Below are 21475 nucleotides of genomic sequence, written 5' to 3'. Positions count from 1 at the left end.
ATGTTGAGTTAGATAAAAAAGGAGCCACTTCATGGGCTCCTTTTTTGATTTAAACTATAAGTGGTTCAACGTTCTTGATTTTGTAATCGGTTTTATCGGTTGTGTTGTTCGACCCAAATCCGCGCATTTACGAAGGCTTCCAGCCAAGGGGAAACTTGGTCGTTCGTATTGTCAGGGTAATGTGCCCAGTTCCAAGGGAATATCGAACGTTCAATATGGGGCATGGTCACCAAATGTCTTCCGGACTTATCACAAAGCATGGCCGTGTTGTAATCGCTGCCATTCGGATTGGCAGGATAATCGACGTATCCATATTTGCCTACGATATCATATTTTTCCTCGGCATAAGGTAAATTGAATTTTCCCTCACCGTGGGAAATCCAAACCCCGAGTGTGGTCCCAGCCAGACTGGAAAGCATAATGGAGTTGTTTTTTTGGATCTTAACCGAAGTGAAACTACTTTCGTGTTTATGGGAATCGTTGTGCAACATCCTACCATGCTCATCATGATCGGGATTGATCAAATCCAATTCCATGAACAACTGGCAACCGTTGCAAATACCTACGGACAGGGTGTCCGGCCGGGCAAAGAAATTCTTTAAGGCTGTTTTGGCCTTCTCGTTGTATTTAAAGGCTCCGGCCCACCCTTTGGCACTGCCCAATACATCGGAGTTGGAAAACCCGCCAACGGCACCTATAAATTGAATATCCTCAAGTGTTTCCCTACCAGAAATCAAATCGGTCATGTGAACGTCCTTCACCTCAAAACCTGCCAAATACATGGCGTTGGCCATTTCGCGTTCCGAATTACTTCCTTTTTCGCGAAGTATGGCGGCTTTAGGCCTGGAGGATCCAACTTTGGGCAACTTGCCATCAAAATCCTTAGGGAAGGCGTAGGTCAAAGATTGATTTTTGAAGTTTTCAAACCTTTCCTTAGCAAGATTATTGGCTGTTTGTTTTTGGTCCAGTAGATAGGAGGTTTTATACCAAGTGTCCCTCAACGAATGCACATTCAACCCCATTTCAACTCCGTTGTTCAGGATATTCAGTCTTGGTTTGTTTGTGACTTTTCCGATTTTTTTGACATCGATCTTAGCATCCTTTAAGATGGCCTCAATACTGTCGTCCTTGGATTGAAAAACAATCCCGGCATTTTCAGAGAAAAGCAATTTAATGGTGTCTTCCTCATTCAAGGAGGAAAGGTCTAATTCTGCACCTAAATTCACATTGGCAAAACACATTTCAAGTAGGGTGGTTATCAAACCGCCTGAAGCAATATCGTGTCCCGCAAGTATTTGTCCTTTACGTATCAATTGTTGTATTGAATTGAAAACGGTTTTCACATATGCTGTTTCTACGATGTTCGGTGTTTCGCTTCCTATCTTGTTTCGCACTTGTGCGAATGAGGAGCCGCCGAGTTTATAGTCGTCTTTTGAAAGGTTGATATAGTACACGGAACCGCCGTTTTTCTGTAAAACAGGTTCCACTACCTTTGAAATGTCATCGCAATGACCAGCTGCTGAAATAATTACGGTTCCGGGAGAAATAACATCCCCGTCTTTGTATTTCTGTTTCATGGAAAGGGAATCCTTTCCGGTAGGCACATTGATCCCTAAACCGATGGCAAAGTCAGAAACGGCTTGGACAGCTTCGTACAAACGGGCATCTTCACCTTCGTTCTTACAGGGCCACATCCAATTGGCGGATAAAGAGATGGATTTTAAACCGTCTTTCAATGGGGCCCATATGATATTGGTCAGCGATTCGGTAATACTATTTCTGCTTCCTGCAACAGGATCGATCAGGCCGGAAATAGGGGAGTGGCCAATTGAGGTGGCGATACCCTCCTTACCTTTAAAATCCAAGGCCATGACCCCGCAATTGTTAAGTGGAAGTTGCAACGGACCTGCGCATTGCTGTTTCGCGACACGACCACCTACACAGCGGTCCACTTTATTCGTTAACCAGTCTTTACAGGCTACCGCCTCCAATTGAAGAACTTGCTCCAGATACTCATGGAAATGCTCTAAGGAGTATTCGGGATTTTCATATTTTCTTTCGACAGTAATGTCGTTCATAATCGTTTTCGGGGAGCTGCCAAACATATCCTCCAAATCCAGGTCCATCGGTTTAGCCCCTGTCTTGCTTGATTCGAAGGTGAATTTATGATCACCGGTCACATCACCGACTTCATACATGGGTGAACGTTCCCGATCAGCGATTCGATGCAATAGGTCAACATCTTTTTTGCCAATGACCAGACCCATTCGTTCCTGGGATTCATTCCCGATGATCTCTTTTGCGGATAGGGTGGGGTCGCCGATAGGCAACGCATCCAAATCGATTTTACCACCGGTGTCCTCAACGAGTTCGGACAAACAGTTGAGGTGACCACCCGCACCGTGATCATGGATGGATACGATTGGGTTCTCTTCACTTTCCACCATACCTCGTACGGCATTGGCTGCTCTTTTTTGCATTTCGGGGTTCGAACGTTGAACGGCATTCAACTCGATTGCAGCGCTGAATTCACCGGTGTCGGCACTGGATACAGCTGCGCCCCCCATGCCAATGCGGTAATTATCGCCCCCAAGGATGACAATCTTATCCCCGGTATTTGGGGTGTCTTTCAACGCCTGATCGGCTTTGCCGTAACCGATACCACCGGCTTGCATAATGACTTTGTCAAAGCCCAATCTTCTGGAGTCTTCGGTATGTTCAAAGGTCAAGACCGAACCAACGATCAAAGGTTGGCCAAATTTATTACCAAAATCAGAAGCCCCATTGGAAGCTTTGATTAGGATATCCATTGGGGTTTGGTAGAGCCATTCACGTTCTGGCATTGCTTTTTCCCATGGTCGATGTTCTTCCAAACGGGAATAGGACGTCATGTATACTGCTGTACCTGCCAGGGGTAAAGAACCCTTACCTCCAGCCAAACGGTCTCGGATTTCCCCACCAGAACCCGTAGCAGCACCGTTGAAGGGTTCAACGGTTGTTGGGAAATTGTGGGTCTCCGCTTTTAACGATATGACCGATTCAAATTCCTTTTCCACATAGAAATCGGGCTTATCGGCACTTTTGGGAGCAAATTGGATTGCTTTAGGGCCTTTTACAAAAGCGACATTGTCTTTGTATGCCGAAACGATATCGTTCGGATGTTCTTGGGACGTTTTCTTTATCAGTTTAAAGAGGGAAGAGGATTTTTCCACTCCATCGATCTTGAAGGTGCCATTGAAAATCTTGTGTCGACAATGCTCGGAGTTCACTTGGCTAAAACCGAATACTTCGGAATCGGTTAGTTTACGTCCGATTTTTTCGGAAAGTTGATTTAAATAGGCAACTTCCTCCTCGTTTAAAGAGAGCCCTTCCTGTATGTTATATGCGGCAATATCGGCAATCTCAAGAATGGGGTCAGGAACCACATCAATTTTGAAAACCTCCTGTGTCAAGGTGTTGAATTTTTGGAAAAGCATAGGGTCGAAATCGGAAAAATCGGCATCAACAGCTTCAAATTCCTCAATGCGGAGAATACCTTTGATTCCCATATTCTGGGTGATTTCAGTGGCATTGGTACTCCATGGTGTGACCATGGCGGCCCTGGGTCCAACAAAAAAGGCGTCGAGTGACGCCATGTTTATCTTGGGTTGGTTACCGAATAACCATGTGAGTTTGTTATTGTCTTCCTGAGAAAGTTCTTGAACTGTTTGTACGGCAAAAACTTTTGTGGCTACGTTCCCGAAAAAGTGAATCATTTAATATGTCTAGTGTTGATTTTTAAAATACAAAATTAAGGTTTTAGACGCTATGTTTTACGGATAATAAAAACACTTTTAAACAGTAGTTGTTAATGAAATTAATGGTTTTTGCTTCCTTTTGGTCAATGCCTAAAAATAGATTAGTTCTGTATTAAAGGAAGTATGATAATTAGATTTATACCATAAATTATATTAAAGTATGTATATTAGACTTGGTATGATATAATTTTATCATACCAATATCATTTAAAAATGGAGAATTTATAATGGCCGAACAAAAAAAGTTGGATACCCAGGCACTTGAATATTGTATTGAGATGATTGGCGGTAAGTGGAAGCCTATAATTCTCTTTTATATTTCAAAAGGAACAAATCGATTTAGCAAACTCATTTTAGTTATAGAGGGAATTAATAGACAAATGCTCAGTAAGCAATTAAAATCACTCGAAAAGTCAGGTGTGATTGACCGAACGCTATATCCTGAAATTCCACCAAGGGTAGAATATGTCTTGACCTCAAAGGGGAAATCACTTTTACCGGTAGTGCACACAATGAATCGATGGGGAAAGAAACAATATGCCGTAAAAACCAAGACTTCCGAACCTCCGAAAAACCAACAGTTACCTTTATTCTAATGTAAGGTTGACTATGGCACTTCTAAATGGTTCTATTCCATTTTACTGATTTTTGTATCTAAAAAAAAGCCTATCGGTCATGGGGACTGATAGGCTTTTATATTTTTCTAAATGATTTTTACAGGCTTCTTTCCAAGAGCGCCATATAAAATCCGTCAAACCCACTTTTGGAAGCATAAATCTTCTTTTCCTGGGCCAATGTAAATTCCGAACCTTCTTCAGAGGCAAGGAATGAATTTACTTGACCAGAGTTTTCCTGGGGAAGAATGGAACAGGTGGCATAAACCATTTTTCCTTCCGGTTTCACCATTTTACTATAGCTCCTCAGGATTTCCTGTTGTGTTTTCGTGATTGTATCCAAGAAATCAGGTTGTAATTTCCATTTGGCATCGGGGTTTCTTCGCAATACACCAAGTCCGGTGCAAGGGGCATCAATAAGTACCCTGTCCGCCTTGCCGTACAGTTTTTTTATCACCTTGGTCGAATGAATATGCCGAGGCTCGATATTGTGCGCACCATTTCTTCTTGCCCTACGTTTTAGCTCCTTGAGTTTGTTTTCGTAGATGTCCATTGCAATGAGCTGTCCTTTATTTTCCATTAAGGCAGCCAGGTGCAAGGTTTTTCCACCGGCACCAGCGCAAGTATCCACAACACGTTCCCCGGGTTGGGGGTCTAAAAATTCGGACACCAATTGGGAAGAGGCATCCTGAACCTCAAAATATCCGTCCTTAAAGGCTTTCGTCGTAAATACATTGGCTCTTTCGGCAAGTTGCAAAGCATCAGGGTGTCCTTTTATGGCTTCGCAAACAATACCTTCATCCAATAAGGATTTACGTAGTTTTTCCTTGGTAGTGTTCAAGGTGTTTACCCGTAAAATAACATTGGCCTGTTGGTTTAGGGCCGCAATCTCTTTGGTCCACAACTTATCCCCTAAGGCTTTTTCGCCCAAGGCATCCAACCAATCGGGAATGGATTCCCTATATTTTCTGATTTTTGAGAGTTCATCGAATTTACCTTTGATCCTTCTTGTAGGTACAGGTTCCAACTGTTTCCAATCGGGAAGTTCAATACCCCTTAAAACAGCCCATACAGCGAACATTCTAAAAAGATTGGCACGACTATAAGGAGCCTTTACTTCGGCAATTTCGGCATACAAACGTTTCCACCGTACGATATCATAGGTGGTTTCGGCAATAAAACCTCTATCACGAGACCCCCAACGCTTGTCCCGTTTCAGTGTTTTTTGAACTACCTTATCGGCATATTCCCCTTCGTTGAAGATATCCCCAAGGGCATCGACCACTGCAAAAACTAAATTTCTATGAAGTTTCATAACTAAAAAATAAGGCTGCAAAGGTATCGTTTTGGCTGCTATTCTGTCTATTTTTGAAAAAAATTATTGCTATGCGATATTGTATCCCTCTTCTTATTCTCATTATTGTTATTGGATGTGCCGATCAAAGTGGAACAAAGCCCTTCGTTTCTGTACAGATAGAGCCTCTCTATGAAGACTCCCTCAGTATTAGGGCCATAGCCCTTTTGGATAATAGTTTGGCCTTTGGTGCCAATAATGGTGTCTTTGGCAGTATTGACCTTAGCACCAAACAGATTCGTACCAATATGCTGAAGCAGGATTCCCTGTTACCCGAATTTAGGGCTGTTGCACATACATCGACCGACTTTTTTATGTTATCGGTAGGTAGTCCTGCTTTGTTGTATAAAACAGGGGACAATGGCATGGAGCTGGTTTACAAGGAAGAAGGGGAAGGTGTTTTTTACGATGCCATGACTTTTTGGAACGATCAAGAAGGTATAGCCATTGGTGATTCGGTAGATGGTTGTTTGTCCATTATTATCACAAGGGACGGCGGCCTTTCATGGAATAAGATGCCATGTGCCAACTTACCGAATGGAATCGATGGGGAAGGGGCTTTCGCAGCGAGCAACACCAACATTAAGACCTTAGGGGAAAAGACATGGGTCGCAACGACGAGTGGCCGTATTTATTTTTCAGGGGATAAAGGAAAGACCTGGGAAGTTTTTCAAACACCTATAATGAATAAGGAAGAAGCCCAAGGCATTTATTCTTTGGATTTTTATAATGAAAGCCTAGGAATCGCCCTAGGTGGTGATTACACCCAGCCTGAAGGGAATATCGCCAATAAGGCCATTACCAAAGATGGCGGAAAAAGCTGGAGGTTACTGGCGGATGGCCAAGAGCCAAACTATAAAAGTTGTGTTCGTTTTGTGCCCAATTCCGGGGGGAATGGGATCGTTGCGGTAGGTTTTACCGGGATTTCCTATAGTAGCAACAAAGGTGAAAAATGGTCAAGGCTTTCGGATGAATCCTTTTATACGGTACGTTTTTTAAATGATTCCATTGCCTATGCGGCCGGCAAAAATAGAATTGCCAAATTGGTTTTTAAATCAAAATAGGGGCCTTTTGGCCCCTATTTTGGAATATATCTTAATTGTTTAGGATGGAGGATTATCGTTGTCCGCCATTCCTTTTTTGATGGTATTGCTTCAATAAGTGCCGCTTAAATCCGTTTTCACTTTTCAATAATAAAAAGGTTTTCTTAGCGGAAATCACTTTTTGAATATTTTTTAAAAACTGTTTGTTCTCTTGGCTCTTTTCGTTTTCCAAAGCTAGCAAATCTTCCAATAGGGTATTCGCCTCTTGTTCCGATAGGGATTCCATGTCCTTTGTTTTGTCATAGATTATGGCACGTTCCTTGTTTCTAAAGGCATCCATTTTATCTTGATAGGTATTGTAAATGGGCCAAAAAGCCTCGGCTTCACTCGTTGTGAATTCCAGTTGTTCCGTAAGATACGCCACTTTGAGTGTACGTATCTTTTCTTTATCAGGTTTACGCTGTCCAAAGGTAAATGTTGTAATGAACAGCAATAACAGGAGTACTGTGATGTTCTTATAGTTAATCATTATCCAATAGATTTAATTCTTCAATATTATCAATATCATCATCCAAATAATCGATGATGTTTTCATCCTTAAACTGATATTCCAGAATATCGGAAACTTCAAGGTCATCAATAGGGATTACTTCTGCGATCTCATAGGTTGAAAACCCTAGATCCGTCTGTTCAAAATAATCCTCGATATCAGCATTGGCCAAACTCTCAAAAGTTAGTTCTGGTGATTGGTTGAACTGTATTGCAATTGTAAGGAGAACTACGATTGCCACTGATGCAGCTGCGTAATACAGGTGTTTGTGCCAAGGATTGAGTGGGATGACCTTGGTTTCTTCCCCTTCCAATTTTGCTTGTATTTTTGAATGCAGTCCTTCAAAATAGGCGTCGGGTACTTTGAAACCGTCTGATTTAGGCAACATAAGGTTCTGCTGATCGGCGTTGGAAGTTGAAACACGTTCCATTAGCTTATCAGTAAATCCTTCGAAGTAACCTTCGGGGACTTTAAAATCCTTTTTGTTGTTTGTCTTTTTCATTTCTATTCTTTGACTTTCAATACCTTAAAAGGTTTAATCCTCTTTTAAAAAAGCTTCCAATTTTTTAACCGCCAAATGATAGGATGCTTTTAAACCGCCCACCGAAGTATGTAATATTCCTGAGATTTCCTCGTATTTCATTTCCTGAAAATACTTCATGTTGAATACCAATTTTTGTTTTTCTGGTAAACGGGCAATAGCCTCTTGAAGTTTTATTTGTATCTCATCCCCATCAAAATAGACATCAGCTTGTAAATTGGATACCATTCTGTCTTGAAGCTCTGCATCGGAAATCCCCATCTTGTTGGATTTTTTCTTCAGAAAGGTCAGGGATTCATTGGTGGCAATACGGTACATCCATGAATACAATTGACTTTCCCCTTTGAAGCCGTTGATGTTTTTATAGACTTTGATGAAGGTGTTCTGAAGAACATCGTCACTATCATCATGGTTTAAGACGATTCTTCGTATATGCCAATAGAGGCGTTCTTTGTAGGTGTTGACCAACACTTCAAAGGCTTTGTCCAGGGTTTCTGGACGTCTCAACTCGTTTAGTAATGTCTCTTCGGCTATCAAATTACAGCACTTAAGTTTAAACTAAGACCTATTCTAGGACAAAAGGTTTAATGCGTGGTATTATGTTTTATAAAGATTGCATCTCCACCAGTTTCCTGTAGACCCCATTTTTGGCCAAAAGTTCGTTGTGTGTGCCTTGTTCAACGATTTTGCCTTTCTGGAGAACAACGATGGAATCCGCTTTTTGAATTGTGGATAATCGGTGTGCGATAACAATAGAGGTTCTGTGCAACATCATTTTTTCCAAGGCATCCTGTACCAATCGCTCACTTTCGGTGTCCAAGGCTGAGGTAGCCTCGTCGAGTATCATTATCGGTGGATTTTTAAGAACCGCCCTGGCAATGGAGATACGTTGTTTTTGGCCACCACTTAATTTATTGCCGCTATCCCCGATGTTGGTGTCATATCCATTTGGCAGCAATGCTATGAATTCATGGGCATTGGCAATCTTCGCGGCTTCGATGATCTCATCATCGGTGGCATTTTCCTTGCCCATACCAATATTGTTGCCAACGGTATCATTGAACAGGATAGAGTCTTGCGTAACCAATCCCATCAAGTTACGCAGCGATTTTTTGCTGATATCCTTGATGTTCGTACCATCAATACTAATGGCCCCATTGTTGACGTCATAAAATCGGGTCACTAAATTGGCAATGGTACTTTTTCCACTTCCTGATTGACCAACCAAGGCAACAGTATTCCCCTTGGGTATGTTCAAATCAAAGTCTTTTAATACATACTCATCTTCGTATTTAAAGGAGATGTTTTCAAGGGCAATGTTATTGTCGAAGGTTGTTTTTTCCATGGCATCCTCTTTGTCAACAATTGGATTTTCAGTTTCCAATACCTGAAGGACGCGTTCCGCGGCTGCATTCCCTTTTTTGACCCCGAATGACGCTTTACTTATGGCTTTGGCCGGAGTTAGAATGTTATAGGCAAGTCCCATATAAGCGATGAACGATGAAGCATCAAGGGTCTTTTCCACCAATACCATTTTACCACCGAACCACAATAGGACACCAATGACCAAAATACCCAAAAACTCCCCAGTTGGTGAAGCCAGGTTCTGACGGTTCAATAACTTGTTAGAGAACTTAAAGAATCGTTCGGTAGAGGTACTGAATGTTTTATAAAAGCGGGATTCGGCATTAAAGGCCTTGATGACCCTTAATCCACCAAGCGTTTCCTCTACAATGGATAAAAACTCCCCTTGTTCTTTTTGGACGCGATCCGATTTCTTTTTCAACGATTTGCCGATTCTCGAAATAATGGCTCCGGCAACCGGTATGAAAATAAACACGAAAATGGTTAATTTGGAACTGATCCCGAACATAATCAAGATGGTGAACACAATGGTCAAGGGTTCGCGAACGATCAATTCCAAAATAGAAAGAAAAGAATGCTGTATTTCCAATACATCCGAGGTAATACGGGCGATGACATCCCCTTTGCGTTTTTCCGAATAATAAGAAATAGGCAGTTCCGTTATCTTTTGGTACATGCGGTTACGAACATCCTTTAAAACCCCATTACGCAAAAATGTAATAAAATACATGGCGGCGTAATTAAAGAAGTTCTTTAATAGGAACAAGATTAAAACGAGTCCTATGACCAAGACCAGCCCCTTCATTTGATCATCCCCTGAATAGTCCGTGACCCGGTAATTGATATAATCCTGGAGATAATCCTTTAATTGGCCCATTCCAGTGTATATAGGTTCCTTTAGAACCTTTTTCTCCGGTTTGAAAAGCACATCCAGCATCGGGATCAATGCCGCAAAGGACAAGGCACTGAACAAGGCGTAAAGGATATTGAAAAATATATTAAGAAATCCGTATTTCTTATATGGCTTCGCAAAGCGAAGGATTTTTTTAAAATAATCCATTAACCGAGTTTCAATTCACTTACAATCCGATCGAGTTTCGAATCGAGTTCTTTTTGAACTTTCTCGAAATTATCGACCGTGTCGAGTTTTGAATTTATGCTGAAATAAAATTTGATTTTTGGTTCCGTTCCACTTGGTCTTGCGGCCATTCGTGTCCCATTTTCGGTAGTGTAGATCAATACATTCGATTTTGGGATTTCAATAGTTTCCGTTTTTCCGGTAATCATATTTTTAGCTACTGAGCTATCGTAATCGTGTACCCATTCAACTTTGGAACCATCGATCTCCTTGATTGGGTTCTCCCTGTAATCGACCATCATTTGTTTTATTTCCTCGGCACCACTGATTCCTTTTTTGGTCATTGAAATCAATTTTTCCTTATAAAAACCATAATCCACATAACATTGGATCAATTCCTTGTAAAACGAACTTCCCTTTGCTTTGGCATCCGCCGCAATTTCACAGGCCAATAGGGTAGCGGTAACAGCATCCTTGTCCCGTACAAAATCACCTACCATAAATCCGAAACTTTCCTCGCCACCGCCGACAAAATGCAATTCCGGGAAATCCTTGATCATTTTGGCAATCCATTTAAAGCCGGTCAATACTATTTTGTATTCTACACCATAGGCTTCGGCCAAGGCATTCATCATCGGTGTGGATACGATAGTGGACGCTATGAATTCATTGCCTTGCATCCCTTTTTCCTTGCGTTTCTGCAATAAGAATTTGGTCATCATTACCATGGTCTGGTTACCATTGAGTAATTCCATTTCCCCTTTAAGGTTTCTAACGGCAATTCCCAATCGATCACTATCCGGATCTGTCCCGATAACCATATCGGCCCCAATTTCCACAGCTTTCTTGATTGCGATGGATAAGGCTTCAGGTTCCTCTGGGTTAGGGGATTTAACGGTTGGGAAATTCCCATCGGGTTTTGCCTGTTCTTCAATGATGGTTACATTGTTATAACCAGCTCTCTTCAAAACTTCGGGAATCGCTGTGATCGATGTACCGTGTAATGAGGTAAAAACAATCTTGAAATCATCCTTTCCTTTGGCATTGAAACTACCATTGGCAACCGATGCCGTCATAAAGGCCTCGTCAACATCCTTATCGATATATTCGATTAAATCTTCATTGGCATTGAAGTTGATATTCTCGTAAGCCAGTTTATCGATCTCACCAATGATTTCCCCATCCTGTGGTGGTACTATTTGTCCTCCATCGGTCCAATAGACTTTATAGCCATTATATTCCGGTGGATTGTGGGAAGCCGTCAAAACGATTCCCGCATGGCAATTGAGGTGTCTTACCGAAAATGATAATTCGGGTGTGGTTCTTAATTCAGAGAAAAGATAAACCTTGATGCCATTGGCCGATAGCACATCGGCAACCGTTTTAGCCAACGTATCACTGTTATGACGACAATCATATGCGATCACCACCTTGATTTCTTCCGTTGGATAACTCTTTTTCAGGTAGTTACTAAGTCCCTGGGTGCTTTTTCCCAAGGTATATTTGTTGATCCTGTTGGTTCCAACACCCATAATACCGCGCATACCACCCGTCCCAAATTCCATGTTCTTGTAAAACCGGTCTTTTAGTCCCTCGGGATCATTGTCGATTAGTTGTTGAATCTCAGTTTTGACATCAGCGTCGAAAAAATCTGAAAGCCAGCTTTTGGCAGCGTTTAAAATAGAATCCATGTACTTTTTATTTTATAGGTTAATTTACGAAGAAAATTGCTCTTTTTCTTGGGCAAGATTCAATTCCTCCAATATATTATATCGTTTTTCGTCTTTTCTGGATCGTACCATGATTTCACCCAAGAACCCCGCAAGGAACAGTTGTGTCCCGATGATCATAGAAGTCAATGAAATAAAGAACTCAGGTCGATCGGTTATTAATCGGGCGGTAGGATTTATAAACAGTTTGTCAATACCTAGGAAAATGGCAAATCCGAAGCCTATGATGAACATCAACACGCCAAGGGCGCCAAAAAGGTGCATGGGTCTCCTTCCGAATTTGGAAACAAACCAAATGGTGATCAAATCTAAAAAACCATTGATGAAACGTTCCATACCGAATTTGGTTTTACCGTATTTACGGGCCTGATGTTGTACTATCTTTTCGCCGATATTGGTGAATCCGGCACTTTTGGCAAGAACGGGTATATAGCGGTGCATTTCACCACGAACTTCAATAGTCTTGATTACTGCCTTTTTGTAAGCTTTTAATCCACAATTGAAATCGTTTAATTTGACCCCGGAAGTTTTACGGGCTGCCCAATTGAATAATTTAGAGGGAATGTTCTTGGTTATGACCGAGTCGTATCGTTTTTTCTTCCATCCGGATACAAGGTCGTACCCCTTGTTCTGAATTAGGTCGAATAATTCGGGAATTTCCTCAGGGTTATCCTGTAGGTCGGCATCCATGGTAATGACCACATCACCTTGTGCCGCTTTGAAGCCGGCATGCAAGGCTTGTGACTTGCCGAAATTTTTGCTGAAACGGATGCCTTTGACATTTTCGTTTTTGGCGGAAAGAAGGGAAATAATGTTCCACGAACCATCGGTACTGCCATCATCTATAAAGATGATTTCATATAAAAAACGATTGGATTGCATAACAGCTACAATCCAATCGTGCAGTTCGTTTAAGGACTCTTCTTCGTTCAGTAATGGTATTACTACAGATAGGTTCATTGAAAACTTCTGAAATTCTTTTCAAAAGTACAATTTTGACATTTAACACGATTAAACTTTTTGATCAGAAGCGAAAAAGGATGTTTTTTGATTGATTTCAAAAGTTTGAAAGTGTTTGTTAATACGCTGGTTTTTGTTTTTTCAAAATAAGTCCAGAGATAAGTCCCAATACCAATCCGATAATAATATTCATGATTAGTATGAACGGATAGGTTAGCCATGCGAAACCTTTTTGCATTTCTATTCCTTGGTCAATTTGTTCTTCAGTAAGATTTGGATTGTCCACCATAGCCTGCACTTTGCCTATTTCATACATCTTGTCCATATAGCCAGGTTCTATGACATTGGACAGTAAATAGAAATAGATCAAACCTATAATTCCGGCAATCAAGGCGATTCCTGTTCCGATTTTCAAGGCTTCTGATAGGGTCAGGTATCCTCCATTGGCCTTTTTGAATTGGAATATGCCCAAAAATATGGCGGCCACGGTCAATACCAAGCTAATTCCACGAATCGCCCATCCTTGGTCGTAATGCATATCCATTGAAAATAGCATAAGTCCGAATACAACGCTGACTACACCAAGTAGCACGCCAAAATTTAATGCGAATTTCCCTGTTTTTGGTTCGTTTTGTTCCATATTTATATCTAAGATTTAATTGGTTTGGTATATTAGTTGGCTAATTGTAGTTTATGTTACACCGAAAGGTACGAATATTTATTTTTTCTTTTTTGAACAATTAATTGTGTTTTAGATAAAAAAATGTAAATTTGCAGCCTTAAAATGCATGCCTGTCGGAATGGGCGTTATAAAGATTTTAAAAAAATGAAAAAAGGAATACACCCTGAAAATTATAGATTAGTTGCTTTTAAAGACATGTCGAATGAAGAAGTGTTTTTAACAAAGTCAACTGCAAACACCAAAGAAACTTTAGAGGTTGAAGGTGTTGAATATCCTTTAGTGAAATTGGAAATCTCTAGGACATCACACCCTTTCTATACAGGTAAGGCTAAATTCTTGGATACAGCAGGTCGAATTGATAAATTCAAGAACAAGTACAAGAAATTCCAAAAAGCGGATAAAAAAGAAGAAGAATAGAATAAGTACACTATTCAACAATAAACATGCGCCCTCGATAGTTAGTATCGAGGGCGCTATTTGTTTTAAGCAAAATTCAATTTATGAATTATATCCTTTTTGATGGGCCTTCAAGGGATTCCTTGTTGCCCTTTACTTTCACACGACCTGTAGCCGATATACGTGTTGGCATTCTTACCATACGTGAAAAATGGGAAAAATATCTCAACACGACCACTACGACAATCACAGAGGATTATCTGTCAGGAAAATATCCTATGGTAGAGTTGGACAGGAATGTGTTGATCAACTCCTCCTTTTTGCCAACCAAGGAATTAGTAGACCAAATTAAGTCACTTAAAGAAAACCAGGCTGTTTTTCAGGGAGAAGATATAATAGCTTTCTTTTCATTGGAGGGCCAGGAAGTTGATTTCTCCACATTTGAACAAATATCGTTCGAAGGGGAAGTCATACGTATTGAGCATACGTGGGATATTTTTTCCAAAAATGGTGAGGCACTACAGGCGGATTTTGATTTTCTTACTGAGGGAAGAACCTCAGAGCCCATATCTGAAACGAATAGTGTAATACATCCTGAGAATATTTTCCTTGAGGAAGGCGCCAATGTGGAATACAGTATTTTGAATGCTACGGAGGGACCCATATACATAGGGGAGAATGCCGAGATTTGGGAAGGCAGCCTTATTCGTGGGGGGTTTGCCCTATGTCACAATGCCGTGGTTAAAATGGGGGGCAAAATGTACGGACCCACTACTGTAGGACCTCATGGTAAGGTATGTGGTGAAATAAGTAACTCGGTCATCTTCGGATATTCGAGCAAAGGGCATGAAGGGTATTTGGGAAATTCCGTTTTGGGGGAATGGTGTAACATTGGGGCCGATTCCAATAACTCCAATCTAAAGAACAATTATGCCAAAGTGCGATTATGGAACTATGCCACCGAGAAGTTTGAGCAAACAGGGTTGCAATTCTGTGGACTGATGATGGGGGACCATAGTAAGACGGCCATCAATACCATGTTCAATACAGGAACGGTTATCGGGGTTAACGCCAATATTTATGTACCTGGATTCCCAAGGAATTTTATACCTAGTTTTAGCTGGGGAGGCGCTTCTGGTTTTACGTCCTACTTGCCGATTAAGGCTTTTGAGGCCGCTAAAGTTATGATGGCCCGTAGGGGAGTGGAGTTTGATGAAAAAGAGGCGGATATCCTTAACCATGTTTTTGAGCTCACCAAAAAGTGGAGGAATTACTAATTCCATATTCAATAAGCAGTAGTGGGAAAACCAAACGTCTGAAATATTCCTTTAGGACCTCCTAACTACAAAATTTGATATATTTGCAAGCCCAATTAAAACAATTACCCGGGGCACCCAATTGAATTCCACATGAAGAAAGTAGCATTTTATACCTTGGGATGTAAACTCAACTTCTCAGAAACTTCAACAATCGCAAGAGATTTCCAAAAAGATGGTTATGAGCGTGTAGACTTTTCCGAGAAGGCTGATATGTATGTTATAAATACTTGTTCGGTCACCGAAAATGCAGATAAGCGTTTTAAGTCCATCGTGCGACATGCCTTAAAAACAAATCCGGAAGCATTTGTGGTAGCCATTGGTTGTTACGCACAACTTAAACCTGAAGAGTTGGCCGCGGTTGATGGGGTGGACTTGGTTTTGGGGGCAACGGAAAAGTTCAAGATAGCCGATTATGTCAATGATCTATCCAAGAATGATTATGGGCAGGTGCATGCCTGTGAGATTGAGGAAGCTGATTTTTACGTAGGGAGTTATGCCATTGGTGATCGTACACGTGCCTTTTTGAAGGTACAGGACGGTTGTGATTATAAATGTACCTTTTGTACCATTCCTTTGGCCCGGGGTATCTCTCGTAGTGATACTTTGGAAAACGTACTTAAGAATGCCAAGGAAATTTCAGAAAAGGGAATTAAGGAAATCGTACTTACGGGAGTAAATATCGGTGATTTTGGGAAAGGTGAATTCGGGAATAAAAAACATGAACATACTTTTTTGGATTTGGTACAAGCCTTGGATAGGGTAGAGGGCATTAATCGATTACGGATTTCTTCCATTGAGCCTAATTTGTTGAAAAATGAAACCATAGATTTTGTAGCAAAAAGTAATTCTTTCGTGCCCCATTTTCATATTCCCCTACAGAGTGGGAGTGATGCTATTCTAAAACAGATGAAGCGTCGTTACCTGCGAACACTTTATATTGATAGGGTAAACCGAATAAGAGAGACCATGCCCCATGCCTGTATAGGCGTCGATGTTATTGTTGGTTTTCCGGGGGAAAGTGACGACCATTTTTTGGAAACTTACCAATTTCTGAATGAACTTGATATTTCCTATCTGCATGTCTTTACCTATTCGGAAAGGGATAATACCCCTGCAGCAAGTATGCTTGACCCCGTACCATCAAAGGTAAGGAGCAAACGAAGTAAAATGCTCCGGGGCCTATCAGTGAAAAAACGTAGGGCCTTTTATGAAAGTCAATTGGGGACTATTAGGACCGTATTGTTCGAAGGGGAAAACAAAGAAGGTTATATTCAGGGCTTTACCGAGAATTATGTTAAGGTAAAGTATCCTTGGAATCCCAATTTGGTAAATACACTACAGGAAGTGGAACTTACAGACATCGATGTAGACGGACTCGTAAAGATACAGTTTGTGGAAAGTGGCATCACGGCATAAAAAAACCTGTTAATGACTGAATTTGTTTCAGTATAAACAGGTTTTGTAAGTTGTTTTTTTGGATTAAATCCGGATTCCTACCGGTAGCATCTCTTTGTACTGTCTGTTTTTTCTTAAGAAACCTGCTATTTGTGGACTCGTAGGTACCACTCTTAGGTTTTGGTCTTGAATATGATGTAAAACAGATTTGATGAAGTCTTCTTTAAAACCTTCTTTTGTGATTTCTTCCGGAATAACCAATTTGGTTAAAAAAACTTTACGTTCTTGTGAAGAATATTCGATCTTAGCTAATTGACCTTCGACTCTAGCTTCAAATTGGCGCAAGAAACTATTGTCATTTATTTCTACTTCATTCATATAGTTAGATTTTATTATTGGTCTTACCTAAAAAAAATCACGTCAGATTGAATCGTAATTTTATACATTTACATGGCTTTGTAATAAGATGCTTGGGGTTATTCGAAACAGAATACAAAAGTAATAATAAAAATACGATTTTCCTAAGAAATTCGTAAGGCAGAACGATATGAACCAAGAAAAAATACAAGTTTACTTCATGCCAGGAATGGCTGCGAATTCAACGATATTCGAAAATATACGTTTACCTGAAACTGAATTTGAAACCCATAGGCTTGATTGGTTTGTCCCGGAAAAGGACATGTCATTGGTTGCCTATGCGCAGAAAATGGTAAAAAACATTAAACATGACCACCCGGTCCTGATTGGGGTTTCCTTCGGGGGTATGCTGGTACAGGAAATGGCCAAACTCATAGATACAAAGAAGGTTATCCTGGTTTCTAGCGTAAAAAGTACGGAAGAATTGCCTAAAAGAATGCTCTTTGCCAAATACACCAAAGTGCATAAACTATTGCCTACGGGATTGGTGAATAATGTGGAATTGCTGGCCAAATATGCGTTTGGGGAGGCCGTACATAAGCGATTGGAACTTTACGAAAAGTACTTGTCCATTAGGGATAAACAGTATATTGATTGGTCAATTGACCAGATTGTCAATTGGAAACAGCTGCGGTATCCTAAAAACCTTGTGCATATCCATGGGGATAAGGATACTGTTTTCCCTATCGCACATATTAAGGATTGCATTCCTGTTAAAAACGGCACTCATACCATGATTATCCATCGTGCTCGATGGTTTAATGAGCATCTGCCCACAATTATTAGGGAATAACGAAGTTGTAGTAATGGTGTTTGTCACTGTATTAAGAAATAAAGATTCATTTTTTTCTATGTTTCTTTAGTACCTTTGGATTTAAACTTAATGAGGAAATATGAGGATTTTAAAGAATATTTTAATGCTGTTAGGGGTCTTTTTTGTGATAACGACCCTCATTTTTGCCGTACAAGGTGTTAATGAAAGCGAAAATGAATCTGTACAGGATGTTGCCGAAAACGATAATGATAAGAGTGTTTCCGATACGTATAGGATTTCTGCGATTGAGATCCCGGAAGATTTGAATTTTGCAGGTGAATTGGTGCCTCAGGACGACCCTGAAATTATGGAGCGTATCGATAGGGAGTTCTTGGTGAATACCTATTGGCAGTCAAATGCCTTGCTATTAATGAAAAGGGCCAATAAATACTTCCCGGTTATAGAACCTATTCTGGCCAAAAATGGTATTCCAGATGATTTTAAATATTTGGCAGTTGCGGAAAGTGGCTTGACCAATGTGGTGTCCCATGCCGGGGCTACCGGTTTTTGGCAAATAATGAAAGGAACGGGTAGGGAGTATGGACTCGAGATAAATGCCAATGTGGATGAACGTTACCATCTAGAGAAATCGACCCAGGTTGCCTGTGATTACTTGAACAAATGGAAAGAGAAATATGGAAGTTGGACACTGACCGCAGCCTCTTACAATGCAGGTCCTGGTGCAATCAATAAATTTATGGGAATCCAGAAGGTAGAGGATTATTATGATCTTTTGCTCGGACAAGAGACAGGAAGGTACGTATTCAGGATTATGGCCATAAAAGAAATTCTTTCGAGTCCTGAAAAATATGGCTTTGAGATTGAAAAGGAAGATATGTACAGTGCCGTTCCTGCGTTTAAGGTAGAGGTCGATGAGCCTATTGCCAGTTTTGCGGATTTTGCCCAAAAATATGAGATCAATTATAAAATCTTAAAACGGCATAACCCATGGTTACGAGAGCCTCACTTGAACAATGCATCAAGAAAGACATACACCATAGAAATCCCGAATAAAGGCTATTATAAAGTCGCCAAATAGGTATGTTTTCTTTCTTCAAGGAAAATATTTGGCCAATTCTTTTAGGGGTAAATTATGTGCTGGTTGTACTTTTTTCGATACTTATCGTACTCAAGAACAAAAATCCGGTAAAAACACTCTCATTTATATTTATACTGGCCATACTGCCATTTTTGGGCATTTTCATTTATTACTTTTTCGGACAGGACTATCGAAAGCACAAAATATTCGAAAAGAAGTACATTTTCGACAATGAGTCACTGAAGCAGTGGCGTAAGAAATTCAGTTTAGACAGGGAGGAGCGTTTCGACTTCAAGAATGAATTTGGCGATGGGGCCTTTAAAATCTATAATTTATTGCGTCACAACGAGAAAGCGGTTCTCACTTTTGAGAATGAAGTGGATATTCTGGTCAATGGGGAGCAAAAATTCAAAAAATTAAAGAAAGACCTTGCACAGGCAGAAGATCACATACACATGGAATATTTCGTGTTTGTCGATGATGTACAAGGAATTGAAATTATTGAATCGCTTTGTGCAAAAGCAAGAGCAGGGGTACAGGTAAGGTTGATCTATGATGATGTGGGAAGCACTATTTCATCGAGATCCAAAAAACTTCTGACTGACAGTGGAGTGCGGCACCATGCGTTCTTACCGGTATTGTTCTCAAATTCCACCAGTAAGATCAATTACAGGAACCATCGTAAAATAGTCGTTATTGATGGTAAAATCGGTTATTTAGGCGGGATCAATATTGACAAGAAGTATAATAATGACTATACGAACAAGCGTTATTGGAGGGATACCCACTTGCGGATACAAGGTGCGGCCGTAGGGGCCTTGCAATCCTCCTTTTTCCTCAGTTGGAACTTCGCTGCCAAGGATGATATTGCATTGGAGGGAAGACATTTTCCTAAATCCAAATCCAAAGTACAGGATCCCGTAGCGGTCCAAATCATTGCCAGCGGTCCTGATACTGATTGGGAGAATATTATGGAGGCCATGTTCACGGCCATAAACACGGCCAAAAAAAGCATTTGTATTACGACCCCTTATTTGATACCCAATAGTCAAATTCTAACCGCTTTGACAACAGCTTCTCGAAGTGGGGTGGATGTTAGGGTCATCATTCCCAAGAAATCGGATTCATGGGCGGCCCAGTATGCGACGGATTCCTATATTGAGCAATTGGCGCGTTCCGGGGTTCGCATTTTTAGATACCACAAGGGGTTTGTGCATGCAAAAACAATGATCATTGATGACTATTTCACGAGTATAGGAACTGCAAATTTAGATTATCGAAGTTTTTCGTTGAATTTTGAAATCAATGCTCTAGTATACAATATGGGAATTAACCGGCAAATGCGGGAAATCTACAAAAAAGATCTATTGGAAAGTGAGGAAGTGGATTATGAAAGATGGTTACAACGTGGTATGACCCGTAAAATACAAGAATCGATCAGTAGATTATGGGCTCCTTTGCTCTAAGTTAAATCTTTTTCATTTGCTGTTGCATCATTTTTATTTGATCGGTAAGCATGTTGCTTTTATCCAATTTTTTGGCTTCGTTCAAAAGCATCGTAGCTTCCCTTTTGCGGCGCTTCTGCATGGCAATACCAGCCAAGCTCAATTTGGCCATTGCCGTATCATAATCCATGGTGAGTCCGAGTTTCAAAGCTTTTTTAAAGAATTTCTCCGCCTGGGTCAGGTTCTTTTGGGAAAGAATGATTCCGTGCAAATAGTTGAAATACCCTTGTTGCTTGGTGATCAAGGCTGATTCCGGATTTTTAATCTTGTCCAACCATTTTTTGGTACCTTCCAAATCTTGTTTCCGCATTCTAAGAAAAGCAAGTAAAATAATTTCGTTCCTAAAATAGAGGAATATGAATATGAATGAAAAAAGAATCAAGAATATACCGTTTCCGATGTTTCCCTCAACAAATTGATAAATGGCATATGCAATAATCAGGCCTGCTATAACGAGTTTGATATTTTTGTTGAACATGGTAGTTTGCTATTGTTTGTGGATGAATTTAACCAATAATGGACATTTGATCCCTTGATGGGCAAAAGTAATAAAAACCATCTTGTAGCTAGTAAACCTGCATGAAAAAAATATTTTTTTGATTAGGTTTGTCAAAGCGAAAACTCTTTGTATATTTGCGCCCAGATTTTGCAGAGGTATAAGCAAAAATCATAAGCACAAAATATAAGTTTAAAAATTTAGCCAGAGGATGAAAAGAACATATCAGCCATCAAAAAGAAAAAGGAAGAATAAGCATGGCTTTAGAGAGCGCATGGCAACCGTTAATGGTAGAAAAGTTCTTTCTAGAAGAAGAGCAAAAGGAAGAAAAAAATTATCTGTATCCTCTGAGCCGAGACATAAAAAATAATGTTAGAACT

General features: G+C 40.4%; 20 protein-coding genes. 9 read left to right on the top strand and 11 right to left on the bottom strand.

Annotation, left to right across the window (positions count from 1 at the left end):
• Window positions 1-92 precede the first annotated feature (92 nt).
• The gene (gene purL, locus HPE56_RS02485; protein ID WP_188242177.1) at window positions 93-3755 is read right to left on the bottom strand and encodes a phosphoribosylformylglycinamidine synthase; all 3663 of its coding nucleotides are present in this window, start codon (window positions 3753-3755) and stop codon (window positions 93-95) included.
• Window positions 3756-4024: 269 nt separating this feature from the next.
• Here purL and HPE56_RS02480 point away from each other — a divergent pair, with 269 nt between their 5' ends.
• A complete protein-coding gene (locus tag HPE56_RS02480) occupies window positions 4025-4393 on the top strand; it encodes a winged helix-turn-helix transcriptional regulator (RefSeq protein WP_188242176.1) in 369 nt (122 codons plus the stop codon).
• A gap of 118 nt (window positions 4394-4511) precedes the next feature.
• Here the strand turns inward: HPE56_RS02480 and HPE56_RS02475 are convergent, their stop codons facing one another.
• Entirely contained in the window at window positions 4512-5726 is a 1215-nt protein-coding gene (locus HPE56_RS02475) for an RsmB/NOP family class I SAM-dependent RNA methyltransferase (RefSeq protein ID WP_188242175.1), read from the bottom strand.
• A gap of 71 nt (window positions 5727-5797) precedes the next feature.
• Here HPE56_RS02475 and HPE56_RS02470 point away from each other — a divergent pair, with 71 nt between their 5' ends.
• Window positions 5798-6829, top strand: a complete 1032-nt coding sequence (locus HPE56_RS02470; protein WP_188242174.1) for a WD40/YVTN/BNR-like repeat-containing protein — start codon at window positions 5798-5800, stop codon at window positions 6827-6829.
• Between the two features lie 52 nt (window positions 6830-6881).
• Here HPE56_RS02470 and HPE56_RS02465 read toward each other — a convergent pair whose 3' ends face one another.
• The 7 genes from HPE56_RS02465 to HPE56_RS02435 all read right to left on the bottom strand — a co-directional run bounded on the left by HPE56_RS02465 (window position 6882) and on the right by HPE56_RS02435 (window position 13672).
• A complete protein-coding gene (locus tag HPE56_RS02465) occupies window positions 6882-7337 on the bottom strand; it encodes a hypothetical protein (protein ID WP_188242173.1) in 456 nt (151 codons plus the stop codon).
• Window positions 7330-7860, bottom strand: coding sequence for a hypothetical protein (locus HPE56_RS02460; protein WP_188242172.1), 531 nt, complete (start codon window positions 7858-7860; stop codon window positions 7330-7332). Before HPE56_RS02460 ends, HPE56_RS02465 begins: the two co-directional genes overlap by 8 nt.
• A gap of 33 nt (window positions 7861-7893) precedes the next feature.
• Window positions 7894-8436: an RNA polymerase sigma factor gene (locus HPE56_RS02455; RefSeq protein ID WP_188242171.1), complete on the bottom strand. Its 543-nt coding sequence runs from the start codon at window positions 8434-8436 to the stop codon at window positions 7894-7896.
• Between the two features lie 67 nt (window positions 8437-8503).
• Complete coding sequence (locus HPE56_RS02450) at window positions 8504-10324, bottom strand: ABC transporter ATP-binding protein (protein WP_188242170.1); 1821 nt, start codon at window positions 10322-10324, stop codon at window positions 8504-8506.
• Complete coding sequence (locus HPE56_RS02445; protein ID WP_188242169.1) at window positions 10324-12033, bottom strand: phospho-sugar mutase; 1710 nt, start codon at window positions 12031-12033, stop codon at window positions 10324-10326. Before HPE56_RS02445 ends, HPE56_RS02450 begins: the two co-directional genes overlap by 1 nt.
• Before the next feature lie 24 nt (window positions 12034-12057).
• A complete protein-coding gene (locus HPE56_RS02440) occupies window positions 12058-13032 on the bottom strand; it encodes a glycosyltransferase family 2 protein (RefSeq protein ID WP_188242168.1) in 975 nt (324 codons plus the stop codon).
• Between the two features lie 118 nt (window positions 13033-13150).
• The gene (locus HPE56_RS02435) at window positions 13151-13672 is read right to left on the bottom strand and encodes a DUF4199 domain-containing protein (protein ID WP_188242167.1); all 522 of its coding nucleotides are present in this window, start codon (window positions 13670-13672) and stop codon (window positions 13151-13153) included.
• A gap of 186 nt (window positions 13673-13858) precedes the next feature.
• Between HPE56_RS02435 and HPE56_RS02430 the strand changes: the two genes are divergently transcribed.
• The 3 genes from HPE56_RS02430 (at window position 13859) to mtaB (ending at window position 16845) form a co-directional block, all read left to right on the top strand.
• Window positions 13859-14131 carry a type B 50S ribosomal protein L31 gene (locus tag HPE56_RS02430; protein WP_109650793.1) on the top strand — a complete coding sequence of 91 codons (273 nt, stop codon included), beginning with the start codon at window positions 13859-13861 and terminating at the stop codon, window positions 14129-14131.
• 83 nt (window positions 14132-14214) lie between these two features.
• A complete protein-coding gene (locus tag HPE56_RS02425) occupies window positions 14215-15387 on the top strand; it encodes a GlmU family protein (RefSeq protein ID WP_188242166.1) in 1173 nt (390 codons plus the stop codon).
• A 132-nt stretch (window positions 15388-15519) separates the two neighbouring features.
• Entirely contained in the window at window positions 15520-16845 is a 1326-nt protein-coding gene (mtaB, locus tag HPE56_RS02420; protein ID WP_188242165.1) for a tRNA (N(6)-L-threonylcarbamoyladenosine(37)-C(2))-methylthiotransferase MtaB, read from the top strand.
• A 63-nt stretch (window positions 16846-16908) separates the two neighbouring features.
• On the opposite strand, the gene HPE56_RS02415 is transcribed toward mtaB, so the two are convergent.
• Window positions 16909-17202, bottom strand: coding sequence for a GNAT family N-acetyltransferase (locus HPE56_RS02415; protein WP_109650395.1), 294 nt, complete (start codon window positions 17200-17202; stop codon window positions 16909-16911).
• A gap of 169 nt (window positions 17203-17371) precedes the next feature.
• Between HPE56_RS02415 and HPE56_RS02410 the strand changes: the two genes are divergently transcribed.
• The 3 genes from HPE56_RS02410 (at window position 17372) to cls (ending at window position 20560) form a co-directional block, all read left to right on the top strand.
• Window positions 17372-18034: an alpha/beta fold hydrolase gene (locus HPE56_RS02410; protein WP_188242164.1), complete on the top strand. Its 663-nt coding sequence runs from the start codon at window positions 17372-17374 to the stop codon at window positions 18032-18034.
• A gap of 100 nt (window positions 18035-18134) precedes the next feature.
• The gene (locus HPE56_RS02405; RefSeq protein ID WP_188242163.1) at window positions 18135-19094 is read left to right on the top strand and encodes a lytic transglycosylase domain-containing protein; all 960 of its coding nucleotides are present in this window, start codon (window positions 18135-18137) and stop codon (window positions 19092-19094) included.
• Between the two features lie 2 nt (window positions 19095-19096).
• Window positions 19097-20560 (top strand): cardiolipin synthase, encoded by a 1464-nt coding sequence (cls, locus tag HPE56_RS02400; RefSeq protein WP_188242162.1) that lies wholly within the window; start codon window positions 19097-19099, stop codon window positions 20558-20560.
• Between the two features lies 1 nt (window position 20561).
• Here the strand turns inward: cls and HPE56_RS02395 are convergent, their stop codons facing one another.
• Window positions 20562-21077: a DUF2892 domain-containing protein gene (locus HPE56_RS02395; protein WP_188242161.1), complete on the bottom strand. Its 516-nt coding sequence runs from the start codon at window positions 21075-21077 to the stop codon at window positions 20562-20564.
• Window positions 21078-21306: 229 nt separating this feature from the next.
• On the opposite strand from HPE56_RS02395, the gene rpmH reads away from it, so the two are divergent.
• A complete protein-coding gene (gene rpmH / locus HPE56_RS02390) occupies window positions 21307-21465 on the top strand; it encodes a 50S ribosomal protein L34 (RefSeq protein ID WP_089887732.1) in 159 nt (52 codons plus the stop codon).
• The last annotated feature ends 10 nt before the right edge of the window (window positions 21466-21475 follow it).

Origin of the sequence: Maribacter aquimaris, assembly GCF_014596745.1 — a bacterium.
Classification (GTDB): Bacteria; Bacteroidota; Bacteroidia; order Flavobacteriales; family Flavobacteriaceae; genus Maribacter_A; species Maribacter_A aquimaris.
The sequence above is the reverse complement of the archived record's forward strand: the minus strand, read 5'-3'. Positions and strand labels throughout refer to the sequence as shown.